Below are 14,653 nucleotides of genomic sequence, written 5' to 3'. Positions count from 1 at the left end.
AAGGTGGGCTGCGGCTCAGGCCGTCAGCGTACCCTTGGTGGAAGGCGTGGCACCGCCCATGCGTTCGTCCACTTCACAGGCCATGCGCAGCGCGCGGCCGAAGGCCTTGAAGATGGTTTCGGCCTGATGGTGGCTGTTTACCCCGCGCAGATTGTCGATATGCAGGGTCACCATGCTGTGGTTGACGAAGCCATGGAAAAATTCGGAGAACAGGTCGACATCGAACTGGCCGATGCTGGCGCGGGTGTAGTCCACGTTGTACACCAGACCGGGGCGGCCGGAGAGGTCGATCACCACGCGGCTGAGCGCTTCGTCCAGCGGCACGTAGGCATGGCCATAGCGGCGAATGCCCTTCTTGTCGCCAATGGCCTTGGCAAAAGCCTGGCCCAGGGTGATGCCGATGTCCTCCACCGTGTGGTGGGCGTCGATATGCAAATCGCCCTTGGCCACGATATCCAGGTCGATCAGGCCGTGACGTGCAATCTGGTCCATCATGTGGTCGAGAAAAGGCACGCCGGTATCGAAATGGCTGCGACCAGTGCCATCCAGATTCAGGGTGACGGTGATCTGGGTTTCCAGGGTATTACGGGTAACGGAGGCTGTTCTCATGATTTCAGGCAAAGTAGTCGGCCAGTGCGGCAAGCACGGCCGTGTTTTCATCCGGGCTGCCCACGGTAATGCGCAGGCATTGGTCCAGCAGCGGGTGGCTGCCATGCAAGGTCTTGATCAGGATGCCATTTTTCTTCAGGAAGGCAAACAGTTCTGCGGCATCCGGTACGCGGATGGTGACAAAATTGGCCTGTGAATCAAACGCGGTCAGCGCGCGGTACTGACGCAAGGCCTGCAACAGACGCTGGCGCTCGTCGCGCAGGGTTTGTGCCTGCTGCATGAACACAGCCAGATGACGCAGGGCAAAACGGGCGGCCGCCTGGGTCAGTACATTGATGTTGTAGGGCGGGCGTACCTTGTCCAGTTCGTCTATCCATTCGGCACAGCCTGCAGCATAGCCCAGCCGCAGACCAGCCAGACCCAGCTTGGAGAGGGTGCGCATCACCAGAAGATTGGCCCGGCTTCCGGCCAGGTTCATCAGGCTGTCACTGGCGAAGGCCTGATAGGCCTCATCCACCACCACCAGTCCCGGAGCGGCATCCAGCACGGCCAGAACCTGCTCGCGGCTAAACTGCGGGCCAGTGGGATTATTGGGATAGGACAGGAACACCACCGCCGGTTGATGCTCTGCAATGGCCTCCAGCAAAGCCGGCAGGTTCAGGCTGAAATCGGCATTCAATGGCACACCGACATACTGCAGGCCGGAGAACAGCGCATTCATGCGGTACATGACGAAGGACGGTTCCAGCGCCAGCATCACCGCACCGGGACGCGCCAGCGCCTGGGCAATCAGGGTGATGATTTCGTCCGAACCATTTCCCAGCAGCACACTGGCGGCTGCCGGTATGTCAAACGCGGCTTTCAGTTCGTCCTTCAACCCGCCGCCATGCGGATCGGGATAACGGTTGATGGCGACGTCGGCCAGGCACTGTCCCAGTTCGGCACGCAATGCAGCTGGCAGCGCGTAGGGGTTTTCCATGGCGTCCAGCTTGATCAGGCCGCTGGCATCAGCCACGTGGTAGGCCTTGATTCCGGCAATTTCCGGACGGACCAGTTGCTTGGCAGTCAATGTCATGATGATGGAGCTGAGTCGGTTGTCATCACAACCGACCGGCTGTTTCTGGTGTAGCTGTTTCAGGTATACAAGGGGCGCTGTCTGAACAACGCACAGGCTGGCTATCCTACCGTGTTCGGCCGTTTTGGGCTAGCCGGACCAGTACGCCAGCAGCCGTACCGGGCGCGAAAACGACAGCGGCACTACCAGACAAAAGCATGGCCGGTCAATGCCCGGCCATGTCTTCACGCGCGGCAATACTGCTCAGGATTCCAGACGCAGCTCGGCCGCACGCGCGTGGGCGGTCAGGCCTTCGCCGTGCGCCAGCACGCTGGCGATCTTGCCCAGCTTCTGCGCGCCGGCGGCAGACACGCGAATCAGGCTGGAGCGTTTCTGGAAGTCGTACACGCCCAGTGGGCTGGCGAAACGTGCGGTGCGGCTGGTGGGCAGCACGTGGTTGGGGCCGGCACAGTAGTCGCCCAGGCTTTCAGAGGTGAAACGGCCCATGAAGATGGCACCGGCATGACGCAGCAGCGGCAGGCTGGCGTCCGGATCGGCCACCGACAGTTCCAGATGTTCCGGGGCGATGTAGTTGGCAATCTCGCAGGCTTCGGCCAGGTCGCGCACCTGGATCAGCGCACCACGGTTGCCCAGGCTGGCTTCGATGATGGCGCGGCGCGGCATGGTCGGCAGCAGTTTTTCAATGCTGGCTTCCACCTGGGCAATGTATTCCGCTGACGGGCACAGCAGGATGGCCTGGGCGATTTCGTCGTGCTCGGCCTGGCTGAACAGGTCCATGGCAATCCAGTCGGCCGGGGTGTTGCCATCGCAAATCACCAGAATCTCGGACGGACCGGCCACCATGTCGATGCCCACCACGCCGAACACGCGGCGCTTGGCTGCCGCCACATAGGCATTGCCCGGCCCGGTAATCTTGTCCACTTGCGGGATGGTTTCCGTTCCATAAGCCAGCGCAGCCACGGCCTGGGCACCACCACAGGTGAATACCTTGTCCACACCGGCAATGAAAGCGGCAGCCAGCACCAGATCGTTGCGCTCGCCTTGCGGGGTGGGCACCACCATGATGATTTCGCCCACACCGGCCACCTTGGCCGGCATGGCGTTCATCAGCACCGAGCTGGGATACGCCGCCTTGCCACCGGGCACGTAGATACCCACGCGGTCCAGCGCGGTGACTTGCTGGCCCAGCAGGGTGCCGTCTTCGTCTTCGTAGCTCCAGGAATGGGCCAGCTGTTTTTCGTGGTAGCGGCGTACCCGCTCGGCAGCAGCGCTCAGCGCCTGTTGCACTTCGGCAGGCAGACGCAACCAGGCGGCTTCCAGCTGCTCACGCGACAGGGTGAGCTCGGCCATGGAGGCAGCCTGCATGCGGTCGAAGCGATTGGTGTATTCCAGTACCGCAGCATCACCACGCGCCTTGACGTCATCACAAATGGCGGCCACGGCGCTGTCTACCGCCGGATCCTGCGCGGTTTCAAAGGCCAGCAGTGCTTGCAGTTGCTGCTGGAAATCAGCTTGGGTCGAAGACAGTTTCAGCATGGGATTCCGTTTCTGCCTTATGCCGGCACGGCCGAGGCAAAGGCATCCAGCACCGGCTGGATGCGGTCGTATTTGAGCTTGAGCGCGGCCTGGTTCACCACCAGGCGCGAGCTGATGTCGATGATGTGTTCCACGGCCACCAGATTGTTGGCACGCAGCGTACCGCCGGTGGACACCAGGTCGACGATGGCATCGGCCAGCCCCACCAGCGGAGCCAGTTCCATCGAGCCGTACAGCTTGATGATGTCCACGTGCACACCCTTGGCAGCAAAGTGTTCACGGGCGATTTTCGGGTACTTGGTAGCCACTTTCAGGCGGGCCCCCTGGCGCACGGCATTCTGGTAATCAAAACCGTTTTCCACCGCCACCATCATCTTGCACTTGGCAATGTTCAGGTCCAGCGGCTGATACAGGCCATCGCCACCGTGTTCGATCAGCACATCGCGCCCGGCAATGCCCAGGTCGGCAGCACCGTACTGAACATAAGTGGGGACGTCCGACGCTCTTACAATCACCAGCCGCACATCGGCGTGATTGGTGCCGATGATGAGCTTGCGCGAGGATTCCGGATCTTCCGCCGGAACAATACCGGCAGCGGCCAGCAGGGGCAGGGTTTCTTCAAAGATGCGCCCCTTGGACAGGGCAATGGTCAGGGTCATGATGATAAACAGACAATGGAAATGAAAAATGGGATGACCATCAGCCAACCAGCGCGCGGCGTTCGCGTTCCAGATGGCCGACATAGCGCTGCACCAGCGTTTCCGACGACGGGGTCATTTTCAGGAAAGCACAGCCGACACGCACTGCGTCGTTGCCATTACGCAAACGGGTGGTCAGGTGGTGTCGCACTTCGATGCCAGCCCGCAGGCTGCCAATCGGCCTAAGTTCAAAACTGCAATCCAGATATTGCTGTCCCAGCTCGAAACCCGGCGTTTGCGCCGCGGGCAACCACAGGCTGCAGCCACCCAGGCTGATATCGAACAGCACCAGGTCCAGCGGGCGGTTGGGGTAATCGGCAATATGGCAGCTGACCGGATTGCTCACCGGCGTCTGGATGCGGAAAAATTCGCGCCGCTGCAATTTGATAACCTGCTCGGGCAGGTCCACCTCGAAGGCCGGGCCGCTATCAAGCATCACCTTGCGGGCCGCCGTGGTGACAAACTGGGTTTTCACCCCCTCGGGCGAGCAGACAAACACATTGCGCTCGCTGGCCAGCAGCTGATCGTTGGTGACCGGGTCCGCGCCCCAGTCCAGCAGCAGCACGCCGCGCTTGGCGTCCACCTCCAGAAAGCGGGTGAGGATGAAGGTTTTGCCCTTGTTGGAAAACACCGTGACCATATGACCCGACTTGGCAATGGAGGCCAGATGGTGCACCACCTCAACCGGCGTGGCCAGTGTGTACCTGGACAGATCGGGTTGGGCGTGGTCGCCATGCGGCATGCCGGCGGTATTGTCTTGGCTCAAGATGAATGCTTCTTTCCGCGATTTAAAGTTGAATCAATGGCTGAATTCTAGCGTAACAGCTGACGAATATCATGGGTCAGGCTGTCTGCAGGTGTGCCGTAGGCTTCATAAACGCGTAATTTGCCGCTCTTGTCGAACAGATAGGAGCCGGCGCTGTGATCCACGGTATAAGCGCCCCCTGCCCCGACCACCTTTTGAGCCACTACCTTGTAAGCTGACTTGACGCTGTCGATCTGCGCGGGCGTACCACTCAGGCCGATAAAGCGCGCATCAAAGTGCGGCACATAGGCCGCTAGTACCGCGCTGGTATCGCGCTCCGGGTCTACCGTGACAAACAGCACTTGTACCTTGTCAGCATCTGCGCCCAGCTTTTTCATCACTGTTGCGTATTCCAGCATGGTGGTGGGGCAGACATCAGGGCAATGGGTATAGCCAAAGAACAAGGCAACCACCTTGCCGGCATAATCCGACAGCTTGCGCGGCCTGCCTTGATGGTCGGTCAGACTGAAATCGCCACCCAACTGGGTGCCACTCATGTCAGTACCCTTGAGGTCCAGCTTCACTTCCCCCTTGGGGGCACAGGCAGCCATGGCCAGCAACAGGCTGGCAAGCATGAAAAATCGCAACAGAAAACGCATCAGGTAACCACTAGCAGACAGATGGAATTGAGCCGGCAGGGCGGCAGGCCCGGCCATGTAACAACCTGTCAGGATACTGGCGAAGTACCGGTACAGCAAGAAACTCACGGCATCATGCCAGCGCCATTCGATGCGGGTGCGGGCCGATGCACTTCCCGGTCCTGGCCTATGGCGGACGATCTGCGTGCTGCACCATGGAGGCCACGTATCGCGCAGTACGGGCGTGCAAGCGGCACAGCAACCCACATGCGGTAGCCAGCAACAGCATGGCCAGCACATGATGGGCCAGTGCAATGGGCAAAGGGCGTTGCAGCAGGACATTGGCCATGCCCAGCAATAGTTGCAGCCCGGCCAGCAGGCCTAACAGGCACAACTGGCGACGCAAGGACGGGTAGAACCACAAGCGCCATAGCGTCAGCAACAGCAGGCCGGACAACAGCGCCGCCCCCACGCGATGCACCCAGTGCAGCGCTACCAGGGCGGCCAAGGACAGCGGACTTGCGCCAGGCCAGACCGGCAGGGCGGCCGACAGCTGCATGGTGGGCCACCAGTCACCGTTGCAGCGCGGAAACCCCTGGCAGGCCAGCGCGGCCTGATTGGCCGCCATCCAACCACCCAGGCCAATTTGACCTGCCAGTACCAGTAGCAGCAAGGCCGCCAGCCGCCAGTGAGACGGTGCCACCGCCTGTGACGGCCAGTAGCGTGCGCAGGCCGTGCTGCACAGCAAGGCAAACAGGCACATGCCCAGCAACAGATGGCTGGCGACAATCAACGGGCGCAATTGCAGGGTCACGGTCAACATCCCCAACATGGCCTGCAACAACAGCAAGACCAACAGTCCGCTGGCTGCCAGCCGTTGCTGACGGGTGCGCCAGGCCTGCCCGCAATAAGCCAGCAGCAACAGGCCCAGCCCTGCAGCCAGATAACGATGTGTCATTTCCTTCCACGCCTTGTCCGTGCTGACCGGCCCATCAAGATGCAACTGCATGGCGTGGGCAATGTCCTGCGCCGCCTGCGCCGGGGATGGTTGGCCAAAGCAGCCTGGCCAATCCGGGCAGCCCAACCCCGCTTGTGACAAGCGGACATAAGCACCCAGCGGCAACAGGATGAAGGCCAGCAAGACCGCCAGCCAGAGCAGCTTTCGCATTGCAGTCTCCTTATTGTCCTGCCGTCGGCAAGATGCTGCCGGGTCAGACTCAGCCCAGCCCGTTGTTCACCCGCAACAGCATGGTCAACTCGCGAATGATGGCGGGCGGGCTGAGCGTATCGGCATAAAACAGCAGTTGCCGTCCTTGCGGGTCGATCAGGTAAAAGCCGGGCCCCAGTGCGCCGGCTATGTCGCCGGGCAACGCCAGCACGCCATCGCCCTGTACCGGACTGGCCGGCGGCTGATAAAGCACGACCCGGCGCAGGCGTGGTGCCGCTTCGCCCAGCGCCAGATGAATCTGCCGCATGGCATGCAAACGTTGCCGACAAGCCTGTTCACAAGCCCCACCCCCCTGCTGCGTCACCAGTACCCACCTTCCTTGCGGCCAGGCGGCATGACCGGCAATTGCCAAGGCTTGCAAGGGCAGCATGCGGCCATAGCTTTTGCCGGCCTCAGGCTGCCAGTAGTGATAGCTGAACCAGGCTGCCAATGGTGGCAGCAGGCATAGCAGCAACATGAAGAGCAGAATGCGGCGCGCGTTCATGCCCCACTCCGCCGCCAGCGCCACAACAGGCAAAGCCCCAGCAACAGCCACTGCACGGCATAGGCGAAATGGCGCTGGGCGGACAAGGGTGGTGACAGCGGCCATGGCTGCAAACCGGACAAGGGCGGCTGGACAATGAAAACACCGGCGTGCCAGCGGCCCGGATAGCGGCGCGCCAGGGCCGCCATGTCCACCGCATCGACTTCGCCTGCCGTGCCCAGCCGCGCGCCAGGCAAGGTCCAGCGTCCATGCCAGGGCCACCACTGGCCGGATAATTGCGCGGGCAAAGCCAGATCCGGCAAGGGCTGCTTGAGCGCACGCCAGCCAAGGTCGGCCAGAATCAGGCGGCCATCGCCCAAGCGTATGGGTTGCAATACGCGCTGGCCCGGCATGCCGTCCAGCAGACTGTTGGCCAGCAGGATGGGCAGCCCGGCAGCACGGACGCCCTGCAGCCGGTAACGCGCCAGATCTACCGCACCTTGCACCGGCAGGGTACTGGCCGGCGGCTGCGGCTGCCGCATGGCCAGTGCCTGCTCCAACGGCAATTTGTCCATGCCGCGCTGCCATTGCCACAGCGCCAGTACAAAAGGTAACAACACGCATAACAACAGAAACCCACGACCGCGTTTTTTGCCACTAGACTGAGTACATGTATTCGCTGTCCTGGCCGCACCGGGGGATTCCGCCATGAAAATCATCATCGTGTTCTTGCTGGCTTGTATCGTGCTGGCGCTGTTCTGGGGGTTGTCCGGCCTGCTGAAGGCGGAATCGGGCTCGCAACGGCTGATCCGTTCGTTGACCTTGCGGGTCGGCCTGTCCATCGGCTTGTTCATGCTGTTGCTGCTGGGCGCGCTGTTTGGCTGGTGGCGGCCGCAGCAGGCGGGCTGAGTCCGGCTCATAAGCAATACACCAGCACAAACAGCAACAGCCACACCACATCGACAAAATGCCAGTACCAGGCTGCCGCTTCGAAGGCGAAATGGTGCTGGCGGTCAAAATGCCCTCGCCGTACCCGCCGCCATACCACCAGCAAGATCAGGCTCCCCAGCAGCACGTGCAGGCCATGCAAGCCGGTCAGCAGATAGAAAGTCATGCCGTAAGCCCCGGCCGACAAAGTGAGCCGCCAAGCCGTCCAGGCGTGGTGGTATTCGAAGGCCTGCAACAACAGGAACAAGCCCCCCAGGCTGAAGGTACAAAGTAAACCGGCTTGTAACTGCCGTCGCCGCCCTTGCAACAGGCCCCAGTGCGCCCAGGTCAGCGTGGCACCCGATGTCAGCAGAATCAGGGTATTGAATGCGGGCAGGCCCCAGGCCTCCATCGCCCGGTAGCTTTGCGTGGGCTGTGGTGCGGTCTGCAATGGCCAGCTGGGGGAAAAATCCGGGTACAGCCATTTGTAATCCAGGCTGCCCAACGTGGGCAGGGCCACCAGCCGTAGCCAGAACAGCACGCCAAAGCACGCGGCAAACAGCATGACTTCAGAAAAAATGAACCAGCCCATGCCCCAGCGAAACGACAGGTCCTCCTGCTGCCGGTAACAGCCTTGCTGGTTTTCGCCAATCACATCGCCAAACCAGCCGACCAGCATCCGCAACAGGCATAGCGCGCCGAGCAGCAACAGCCCGCCACCCCACGCCATGGCATTGACGGCCAGCGCCGCACCCAGCCCGAGACAAAACAATGCCAGCGCGCCCAGCGCCGGCCAGCAGGACGGGGCTGGAACGAAATACGCGCCGGCCAGCGGTTGTTCCGGATGCTCCATTGCACTCTCCTCAAGCACCTATCCAGCGCGCCAGCGCCAGCAGCAAGCCAATCAGCATCAGCACCAGCACCAGTGCGGTGATGACCAGTTGCCATGGTCGCAACTGGCTGTCCTGCTGTACCGCCTTGCGCTGGCGGATACCGCAAAAAGCCGACAACACGGCCAGCACGCCGCGCCAGCCGCTCATGGCGCACGCCCCTGCCCCGGTACGTCAAACACGCTGTAGGCCAGCGTGATGCTGTCGATAGCGGCGGGCAGCTGCCGGTCGATCAGCAACACCACCGGAAAACGCCGCACCTCGCCCGGCCTGAAGGCTTGCTGGCGAAAACAGAAACACTCCAGCTTCTTCACATAGGCCGCCGCTTCGGCCGGCAGATAACGCGGAATGGCCTGTCCCACCACCTGCCGTTCACTGTTGTTGCGCATTTCGTACTCCAACTGGATGAGCTGGCCGGTCTTCACTTGCAGCCGGGATTGCACCGGCCGCACCTGCCAGGGCAGGCCGGGCTGCACCATGGCGTCCAGCTGCAGGGTTACCGGGCGGACTGGCGGCTGACTGGCAGTGGCCTCCGGCAAGGCATCGGCGGCCACCACGCGGTTCAGGCCGCTCACCTCGCACAGCACCCGGTATAGCGGCACCAGCAGCCAGGCAAAGCCAAACATCAGCAATACCGCCAGCAACAGCTTGCGTAGCAATACCGTATTGGCCACCCGCCGACTGTCCATATCAGGTTCCGGCTAAGCTTGTCCGCTATCCCGCATGCTCAGCACCACGCCGTTTTCAGCCGTTTCCAGCTGCGGCGGCGGGTTGAAGCTGTGGTAAGGCGCGGGCGTGGGTATTTGCCACTCCAGGGTGTTGGCCCCTTCCCATGGCTGCTGCGGCGCGGTTTTGCCATGGCGCAGCGAGTACAGGATGTTCACCAGGAAAATCAGCTGGCCCAGGCCAAACATGAAGGCACCAATACTGGCAATGCGGTTGAAGTCGGTAAATTGCAGCGCGTAATCCGGGATGCGGCGCGGCATGCCGGCCAGACCGAGAAAGTGCATGGGAAAGAAGGTGACATTGAACCACAACAAGGACCACCAGAAATGCAGCTGGCCCAGCCTTTCCACATACATGCGCCCGGTCATCTTGGGAAACCAGTAATACACGGCGGAAAACAGGCTGAACAAGGCACCGGCCACCAGCACATAGTGAAAATGCGCCACCACGTAATAGCTGCCATGCAGCTGGACATCCACCGCCGCCACACTCAGCGTGACGCCGGACAGGCCGCCGATGGTGAACAGCAGAATGAAGCCGATGGCAAACAGCATTGGCGTTTCAAAACTCATGCTGCCTTGCCACATGGTGGCAATCCAGTTGAACACCTTCACCCCGGTGGGCACGGCAATCAGCATGGTGGCGTACATGAAGAACAGCTGCGCCGTAGCGGGCATGCCGGTGACAAACATGTGGTGCGCCCACACCATGAAGGACAGCACACCGATGGAGCTGGTGGCGTACACCATGGAGCTGTAGCCGAACAAGGGCTTGCGGGCGAAGGTGGGAATCACCTGGCTGACAATGCCAAAGGCCGGCAAGGCCATGATGTACACCTCCGGGTGACCGAAAAACCAGAATACATGCTGGTACAGGACGGGGTCGCCACCACCGGCGGCATTGAAGAAGTGGCTACCGAAGTGACGATCCGCCAGCACCATGGTGACAGCACCGGCCAGCACCGGCATCACCGCAATGATGAGATAGGCGGTAATCAGGCTGGCCCAGGCAAACATCGGCATGTTCATCATGCGCATGCCCGGCGCACGCAGATTGATGATGGTGACCACGATGTTGATGGCACCCATGATGGAACTGATGCCCAGAATGTGAATGGCAAAAATGGTGAGATCCATGCCCATGCCCAGCTGTACCGACAGCGGCGCATAGAGCGTCCAGCCGGCTGCCGCCGCACCGCCGGGCACGATGAAGGACAGCAGCAGCAGGGTCATGGCAGGTGGCAGCAGCCAGAAGCTCCAGTTGTTCATGCGGGCAAAGGCCATGTCCGGTGCGCCTATCATCAAGGGCAGCATCCAGTTGGCCAGGCCGGTGAAGGCCGGCATGATGGCACCAAACACCATGATCAGCCCGTGTAGGGTAGTCAGCTGGTTGAACAGCTCCGGCTGGAAGAATTGCAGGCCGGGGCTGAACAGCTCGGCACGGATGCACAGCGCCAGCACACCGCCCACCAGAAACATGCAGAAGGCAAACCACAAATACATGGAACCGATGTCCTTGTGATTGGTGGCAAACAGCCAGCGCGCCAGCCCTTGCGGCTTGTGTGCCGATACCATGCCATGCGCCGTATTGCTTGCCAGATCCATGACCGCCTCCTAGCCGCTACTGCCACGCAGCGCGTGGATTTCCGCAGGCTGTATCACCTGCCCGCTATGATTGCCCCAGGCATTACGCTCGTAAGTGATGACGGCGGCGATATCGGTATCCGACAACTGCTTGCCCCAGGCCTGCATGGCCGGATTACGCTGGCTGCCAAAAAACACGATGCGCAGATGCGCGGCCTTGTCGCCATTGACCACCGGCGAGCCGTCCAGCGCCGGGAAATTACCGGGAATGCCCTTGCCACTGGCCTGATGACAGGGCAGGCAGTTCTGGCTGTATACCGTTTCGCCCCGCTGGCGCAGCGCCGCCAGCGTCCATGCTTTGGCCGGATCATCCGCCGCAGTCGCCGCCTGTTTCAGCCGGGCATCGCGCCAGCGGGCATAGTCCTCCGGGCTGCGCGCATCCACCACAATGGGCATGAAGCCGTGGTCCTTGCCGCACAGCTCGGAACACTGCCCGCGATAAATGCCGGGCTTGTCCACCATGAACCAGGCATCACGCAGAAAGCCGGGAATCGCATCCTGCTTCACCCCCAGCTGCGGTACCCACCAGGAATGGATGACATCGTTGGCAGTCAGCAGCAGCCGTACCTTGCGCCCGGTGGGCAGTACCAATGGCTCATCCACCTCCAGCAGATAATGTTCCGGCAGTGCGGCACCGGCCGCAGTGCCGGTGCGCGGGGTGGACAGATGGCTGACAAAACCGAAATTGTCATCCAGATAGTCGTAACGCCATTTCCACTGATAGCCGGTAATGCGGATGGTCATGTCCTCGCCATGCGTGCTTTTCTGGCTAAGCACGGCACGGGTGGCCGGCCAGGCAATGGCCAGCAGGATCAGCAGTGGAATCACTGTCCAGATGATTTCCACCGTGGTGTTTTCGTGAAAGGTTCTGGCGCGGTAAGCGCGTGATTTGCGGTGTCGCACGATGGCAAACAGCATCACGCCCGACACCAGCAGGAAGATAAGCCCGGTCACCCACAGCAGCATGCTGTGCAGGTCGTATTCCAGTCTGGCCAGAGAAGTGGCGGGGGCCTGCAGATTGAAAGCCGCAGTTTCCCCTTGCACGGCGGTGCTGTGGAGGACAAACCATATGGCGCTGATGCCGCAGAGGCGAAGGCAGGACATGCGTCCCCCTTTTCCGGCCGCAGGATGGCTGGCGGCCTGTTCAAACACTGACAACAAAATTCAACAGCTGTTTGCAATGCTAGGTCAGATGAAAATAAAAACAAGAATCTTTTATGTCACACTGCGGTAGCGATGTAAATTCAAAATGCATGAACTTGTAATTGGGTTACGATGGCAAATAATGACGATTAGTCCACATCATTTACTGCTAAAACCTGCCAGCCCACACCGCAGACATCCATCATGCCCAATGCCAGTCGTGCTCAGTTCAGCGCCAACCCGCATTTTCTTGCCTCCCTGTCCGGCTTGATGGCCCGTCAGCCGATTGTGGTGGAACACACCCTGGCAGCGCAGGACGGCAGCATCCTGCTGCGCAGCGGCATGACCTTGCAGGAAAAACATGTTCAAGCCCTGCCGCAACACCAGCTGCGCACACCACTGGAAGCCAGCCTGGCCTTGCCGCAGTTTGCTGGCCATCGCGTACTGCATGAACGCTTTCGTCAGCTACTGGAACAACACTGGCTGTTACAGACACTGCTGGAAAAGCCGGCACATCGCCATGCCTGCCTTGCCGTACTGGAAGACTTGCCGCTCAATCACGCGCTGCTGGTGCTGCTAGCCATGCTGGAAGAAAAACAGCAACTGGGGCACAGCCTGCTGTGCTGCCTGATCAGCCTGGGACTAGCAATGCGTACAGGTCAATCCAGCGCCCTGCTGGAGCAAATTGCACTGGCAGCCCTGTTTCATGACATCGGGGAGCTTTATCAGACACCCCGCCAGAGCAAAACCGCCGATGACAGCCAATGGCGGGTGCGCCTGACGCATCCCTTGATCGGCTACCGCCAGATGTTGCAGCTGGGCCAGCATGCACAGCTGGAAGCCATCGCCCTGGCCATCTTGCAGCACCACGAACGGCTGGATGGCAGTGGCTATCCGCGTCGGGAGAAAGAAAAGCAGCTGGGTGTGGCCGGACAAATCATTGCCGTGGCGGACATGGCCACCCAGATGCTGTTGCATCAACCCCATGCCCACCAAAGGCTGGATATCGCACTACGCATCATTCCGGGCGAGTTCCATCGCCCGTCGGTGTCCTTGCTCAGCCGCCTGCTGCGGCAACACCAGCCCACACCCGCAGGGGACAAAGCAGGTAATGCCACAGCCACCTTGCATGGTCTGCTCAAGCACATCGGGGAAATCACGCATTTGCTGCTGAACCTGCAGGAAGAAAAACTGGGCAGTAACGGGGCAGCCGTGCTCCAGCGCTGCCTGAGCCAGTTTGATGGCATTCAGCGTTCGCTGTTCAGTACCGGCATGCAAGGCGGCCAGCCGCTGGCACAAGAAGAAGACCTGCAACTGGAAATCATGCTGGTCTGCCAGGAAATTGCCTGGCGACTACGCAATCTGGGCCGGGATGTCAGTTTGTCCCAAGACAGACTGGGGCCGGATGACAGCATGTTGTTCCAGGCCTTGAGCAGCACGCTGCTGGCCAGCCCGGTCAATCATTGACCGCCTTGTCTTCATAAGGCAGTTCCAGCAACAAGGGCGCATCGATGGCGGCTTGCAGGGTAGCCAGATTGTCGGCATAGGCCAGCTGTTGTGGCACGACCCGGTTGGCCACCCAGCCCGCCAATGTCAGGCCGGATGCCTGTATGGCCCGCACCGTCAGCAAGGCATGGTTGATGCAGCCCAGCCGCATGCCCACCACCAGAATCACCGGCAGTTGCAGCGCCCGCGCCATGTCTTCCATGTACACACCATCCGCCACCGGGGCCAGCCAGCCTCCGGCGGCTTCCACCAGCACGGTGTCCGCCTGCGCTGCCAGTTGCCGGTAGTGGCTGACGATATGTTCCAGCGAAATGTCTACCCCGGCCTCACGCGCGGCGATGTGCGGCGATACCGGCGGCAAAAAGCGGTAGGGGTTCATCAGGTCCAGATCCTGCTGGCCGGTGGCGGCTACCAGCCGGGCAACATCATCATTCAGCCAGCTGCCGTCCAGCAGAATTTCACAGCCCGAAGCCACCGGCTTCATCGCCAGTACCCGCTGGCCCTGTGCCTGCCAATGGCGGATCAGCGCGATGGCGGAATGGGTTTTGCCGATTTCGGTATCGGTGCCGGTAATGAAAAATCCCTGGGACATGATGTGGGTGCCTTGCATGAATGAAGCAGGCGCGATGATAACGCGGGACAGGCGGGAGAGTAAGACGGGTGTCAGCCCGCCAGCGCGACAACGCCGACCTCCTGGGTCGGCTGTCTGCCGCACTGGCCTTGTGAGCCGGGGCTGAATGGGAAGCGGCCTTGTGAGCCTGTGGTTTCAATCAAAGGGTGAACTGAAACCTGTTGCCGGATGGCTGCCACCGGGCGGGTCCGGCCT

General features: G+C 61.1%; 17 protein-coding genes. 2 read left to right on the top strand and 15 right to left on the bottom strand.

What is annotated here, in order from left to right:
- Positions 1 to 15 precede the first annotated feature (15 nt).
- From hisB to HWX34_RS08675, 9 genes are all read right to left on the bottom strand, one after another.
- Positions 16 to 609, bottom strand: coding sequence for an imidazoleglycerol-phosphate dehydratase HisB (hisB, locus tag HWX34_RS08715; RefSeq protein ID WP_178971877.1), 594 nt, complete (start codon positions 607 to 609; stop codon positions 16 to 18).
- A gap of 4 nt (positions 610 to 613) precedes the next feature.
- The gene (hisC, locus tag HWX34_RS08710; protein WP_178971876.1) at positions 614 to 1,684 is read right to left on the bottom strand and encodes a histidinol-phosphate transaminase; all 1,071 of its coding nucleotides are present in this window, start codon (positions 1,682 to 1,684) and stop codon (positions 614 to 616) included.
- Positions 1,685 to 1,927: 243 nt separating this feature from the next.
- On the bottom strand, positions 1,928 to 3,220 hold the full coding sequence (gene hisD, locus HWX34_RS08705; RefSeq protein ID WP_178971875.1) for a histidinol dehydrogenase: 1,293 nt from the start codon (positions 3,218 to 3,220) through the stop codon (positions 1,928 to 1,930).
- 17 nt (positions 3,221 to 3,237) lie between these two features.
- A complete protein-coding gene (gene hisG / locus HWX34_RS08700; RefSeq protein WP_089082604.1) occupies positions 3,238 to 3,879 on the bottom strand; it encodes an ATP phosphoribosyltransferase in 642 nt (213 codons plus the stop codon).
- A gap of 40 nt (positions 3,880 to 3,919) precedes the next feature.
- Positions 3,920 to 4,684, bottom strand: coding sequence for a flagellar brake protein (locus HWX34_RS08695; protein ID WP_231588817.1), 765 nt, complete (start codon positions 4,682 to 4,684; stop codon positions 3,920 to 3,922).
- 47 nt (positions 4,685 to 4,731) lie between these two features.
- The gene (locus tag HWX34_RS08690; RefSeq protein WP_255496637.1) at positions 4,732 to 5,379 is read right to left on the bottom strand and encodes an SCO family protein; all 648 of its coding nucleotides are present in this window, start codon (positions 5,377 to 5,379) and stop codon (positions 4,732 to 4,734) included.
- A gap of 109 nt (positions 5,380 to 5,488) precedes the next feature.
- Positions 5,489 to 6,469, bottom strand: coding sequence for a heme A synthase (locus HWX34_RS08685; protein WP_178971874.1), 981 nt, complete (start codon positions 6,467 to 6,469; stop codon positions 5,489 to 5,491).
- A gap of 49 nt (positions 6,470 to 6,518) precedes the next feature.
- A complete protein-coding gene (locus tag HWX34_RS08680) occupies positions 6,519 to 7,013 on the bottom strand; it encodes a hypothetical protein (RefSeq protein WP_178971873.1) in 495 nt (164 codons plus the stop codon).
- A complete protein-coding gene (locus tag HWX34_RS08675) occupies positions 7,010 to 7,612 on the bottom strand; it encodes an SURF1 family protein (protein WP_370459699.1) in 603 nt (200 codons plus the stop codon). Before HWX34_RS08675 ends, HWX34_RS08680 begins: the two co-directional genes overlap by 4 nt.
- 88 nt (positions 7,613 to 7,700) lie before the next feature.
- Here HWX34_RS08675 and HWX34_RS08670 point away from each other — a divergent pair, with 88 nt between their 5' ends.
- Positions 7,701 to 7,901 (top strand): DUF2909 domain-containing protein, encoded by a 201-nt coding sequence (locus HWX34_RS08670; protein ID WP_045845771.1) that lies wholly within the window; start codon positions 7,701 to 7,703, stop codon positions 7,899 to 7,901.
- 7 nt (positions 7,902 to 7,908) lie between these two features.
- On the opposite strand, the gene HWX34_RS08665 is transcribed toward HWX34_RS08670, so the two are convergent.
- The 5 genes from HWX34_RS08665 to coxB are packed head-to-tail and all read right to left on the bottom strand — an operon-like array spanning position 7,909 to position 12,282.
- Positions 7,909 to 8,772 (bottom strand): cytochrome c oxidase subunit 3, encoded by an 864-nt coding sequence (locus HWX34_RS08665; RefSeq protein ID WP_178971871.1) that lies wholly within the window; start codon positions 8,770 to 8,772, stop codon positions 7,909 to 7,911.
- A 10-nt stretch (positions 8,773 to 8,782) separates the two neighbouring features.
- The gene (locus HWX34_RS08660; protein WP_178971870.1) at positions 8,783 to 8,959 is read right to left on the bottom strand and encodes a DUF2970 domain-containing protein; all 177 of its coding nucleotides are present in this window, start codon (positions 8,957 to 8,959) and stop codon (positions 8,783 to 8,785) included.
- On the bottom strand, positions 8,956 to 9,498 hold the full coding sequence (locus HWX34_RS08655) for a cytochrome c oxidase assembly protein (protein ID WP_178971869.1): 543 nt from the start codon (positions 9,496 to 9,498) through the stop codon (positions 8,956 to 8,958). Before HWX34_RS08655 ends, HWX34_RS08660 begins: the two co-directional genes overlap by 4 nt.
- A gap of 12 nt (positions 9,499 to 9,510) precedes the next feature.
- On the bottom strand, positions 9,511 to 11,139 hold the full coding sequence (gene ctaD / locus HWX34_RS08650) for a cytochrome c oxidase subunit I (RefSeq protein ID WP_178971868.1): 1,629 nt from the start codon (positions 11,137 to 11,139) through the stop codon (positions 9,511 to 9,513).
- Between the two features lie 9 nt (positions 11,140 to 11,148).
- On the bottom strand, positions 11,149 to 12,282 hold the full coding sequence (gene coxB, locus HWX34_RS08645) for a cytochrome c oxidase subunit II (protein ID WP_178971867.1): 1,134 nt from the start codon (positions 12,280 to 12,282) through the stop codon (positions 11,149 to 11,151).
- Positions 12,283 to 12,525: 243 nt separating this feature from the next.
- Between coxB and HWX34_RS08640 the strand changes: the two genes are divergently transcribed.
- A complete protein-coding gene (locus HWX34_RS08640; RefSeq protein WP_178971866.1) occupies positions 12,526 to 13,788 on the top strand; it encodes an HD-GYP domain-containing protein in 1,263 nt (420 codons plus the stop codon).
- Here HWX34_RS08640 and bioD read toward each other — a convergent pair.
- On the bottom strand, positions 13,778 to 14,419 hold the full coding sequence (gene bioD / locus HWX34_RS08635; protein ID WP_178971865.1) for a dethiobiotin synthase: 642 nt from the start codon (positions 14,417 to 14,419) through the stop codon (positions 13,778 to 13,780). The two genes, HWX34_RS08640 and bioD, sit on opposite strands and share 11 nt — an antisense overlap.
- Positions 14,420 to 14,653: the final 234 nt, after the last annotated feature.

It is taken from the genome of Aquitalea sp. LB_tupeE, from assembly GCF_013391415.1.
Classification (GTDB): domain Bacteria; phylum Pseudomonadota; class Gammaproteobacteria; order Burkholderiales; family Chromobacteriaceae; genus Aquitalea.
The sequence above is the reverse complement of the archived record's forward strand: the minus strand, read 5'-3'. Positions and strand labels throughout refer to the sequence as shown.

Coding starts and splice junctions, on each gene's coding strand:
- hisB (WP_178971877.1), bottom strand. CDS start 609: ATGAGAACAGCCTCCGTTACCCGTAATACCCTGGAAACCCAGATCACC.
- HWX34_RS08690 (WP_255496637.1), bottom strand. CDS start 5,379: ATGGCCGGGCCTGCCGCCCTGCCGGCTCAATTCCATCTGTCTGCTAGT.
- ctaD (WP_178971868.1), bottom strand. CDS start 11,139: ATGGATCTGGCAAGCAATACGGCGCATGGCATGGTATCGGCACACAAG.
- HWX34_RS08685 (WP_178971874.1), bottom strand. CDS start 6,469: ATGCGAAAGCTGCTCTGGCTGGCGGTCTTGCTGGCCTTCATCCTGTTG.
- coxB (WP_178971867.1), bottom strand. CDS start 12,282: ATGTCCTGCCTTCGCCTCTGCGGCATCAGCGCCATATGGTTTGTCCTC.
- bioD (WP_178971865.1), bottom strand. CDS start 14,419: ATGTCCCAGGGATTTTTCATTACCGGCACCGATACCGAAATCGGCAAA.
- hisD (WP_178971875.1), bottom strand. CDS start 3,220: ATGCTGAAACTGTCTTCGACCCAAGCTGATTTCCAGCAGCAACTGCAA.
- HWX34_RS08680 (WP_178971873.1), bottom strand. CDS start 7,013: ATGAACGCGCGCCGCATTCTGCTCTTCATGTTGCTGCTATGCCTGCTG.
- hisC (WP_178971876.1), bottom strand. CDS start 1,684: ATGACATTGACTGCCAAGCAACTGGTCCGTCCGGAAATTGCCGGAATC.
- HWX34_RS08640 (WP_178971866.1), top strand. CDS start 12,526: ATGCCCAATGCCAGTCGTGCTCAGTTCAGCGCCAACCCGCATTTTCTT.
- HWX34_RS08660 (WP_178971870.1), bottom strand. CDS start 8,959: ATGAGCGGCTGGCGCGGCGTGCTGGCCGTGTTGTCGGCTTTTTGCGGT.
- HWX34_RS08655 (WP_178971869.1), bottom strand. CDS start 9,498: ATGGACAGTCGGCGGGTGGCCAATACGGTATTGCTACGCAAGCTGTTG.
- hisG (WP_089082604.1), bottom strand. CDS start 3,879: ATGACCCTGACCATTGCCCTGTCCAAGGGGCGCATCTTTGAAGAAACC.
- HWX34_RS08665 (WP_178971871.1), bottom strand. CDS start 8,772: ATGGAGCATCCGGAACAACCGCTGGCCGGCGCGTATTTCGTTCCAGCC.
- HWX34_RS08670 (WP_045845771.1), top strand. CDS start 7,701: ATGAAAATCATCATCGTGTTCTTGCTGGCTTGTATCGTGCTGGCGCTG.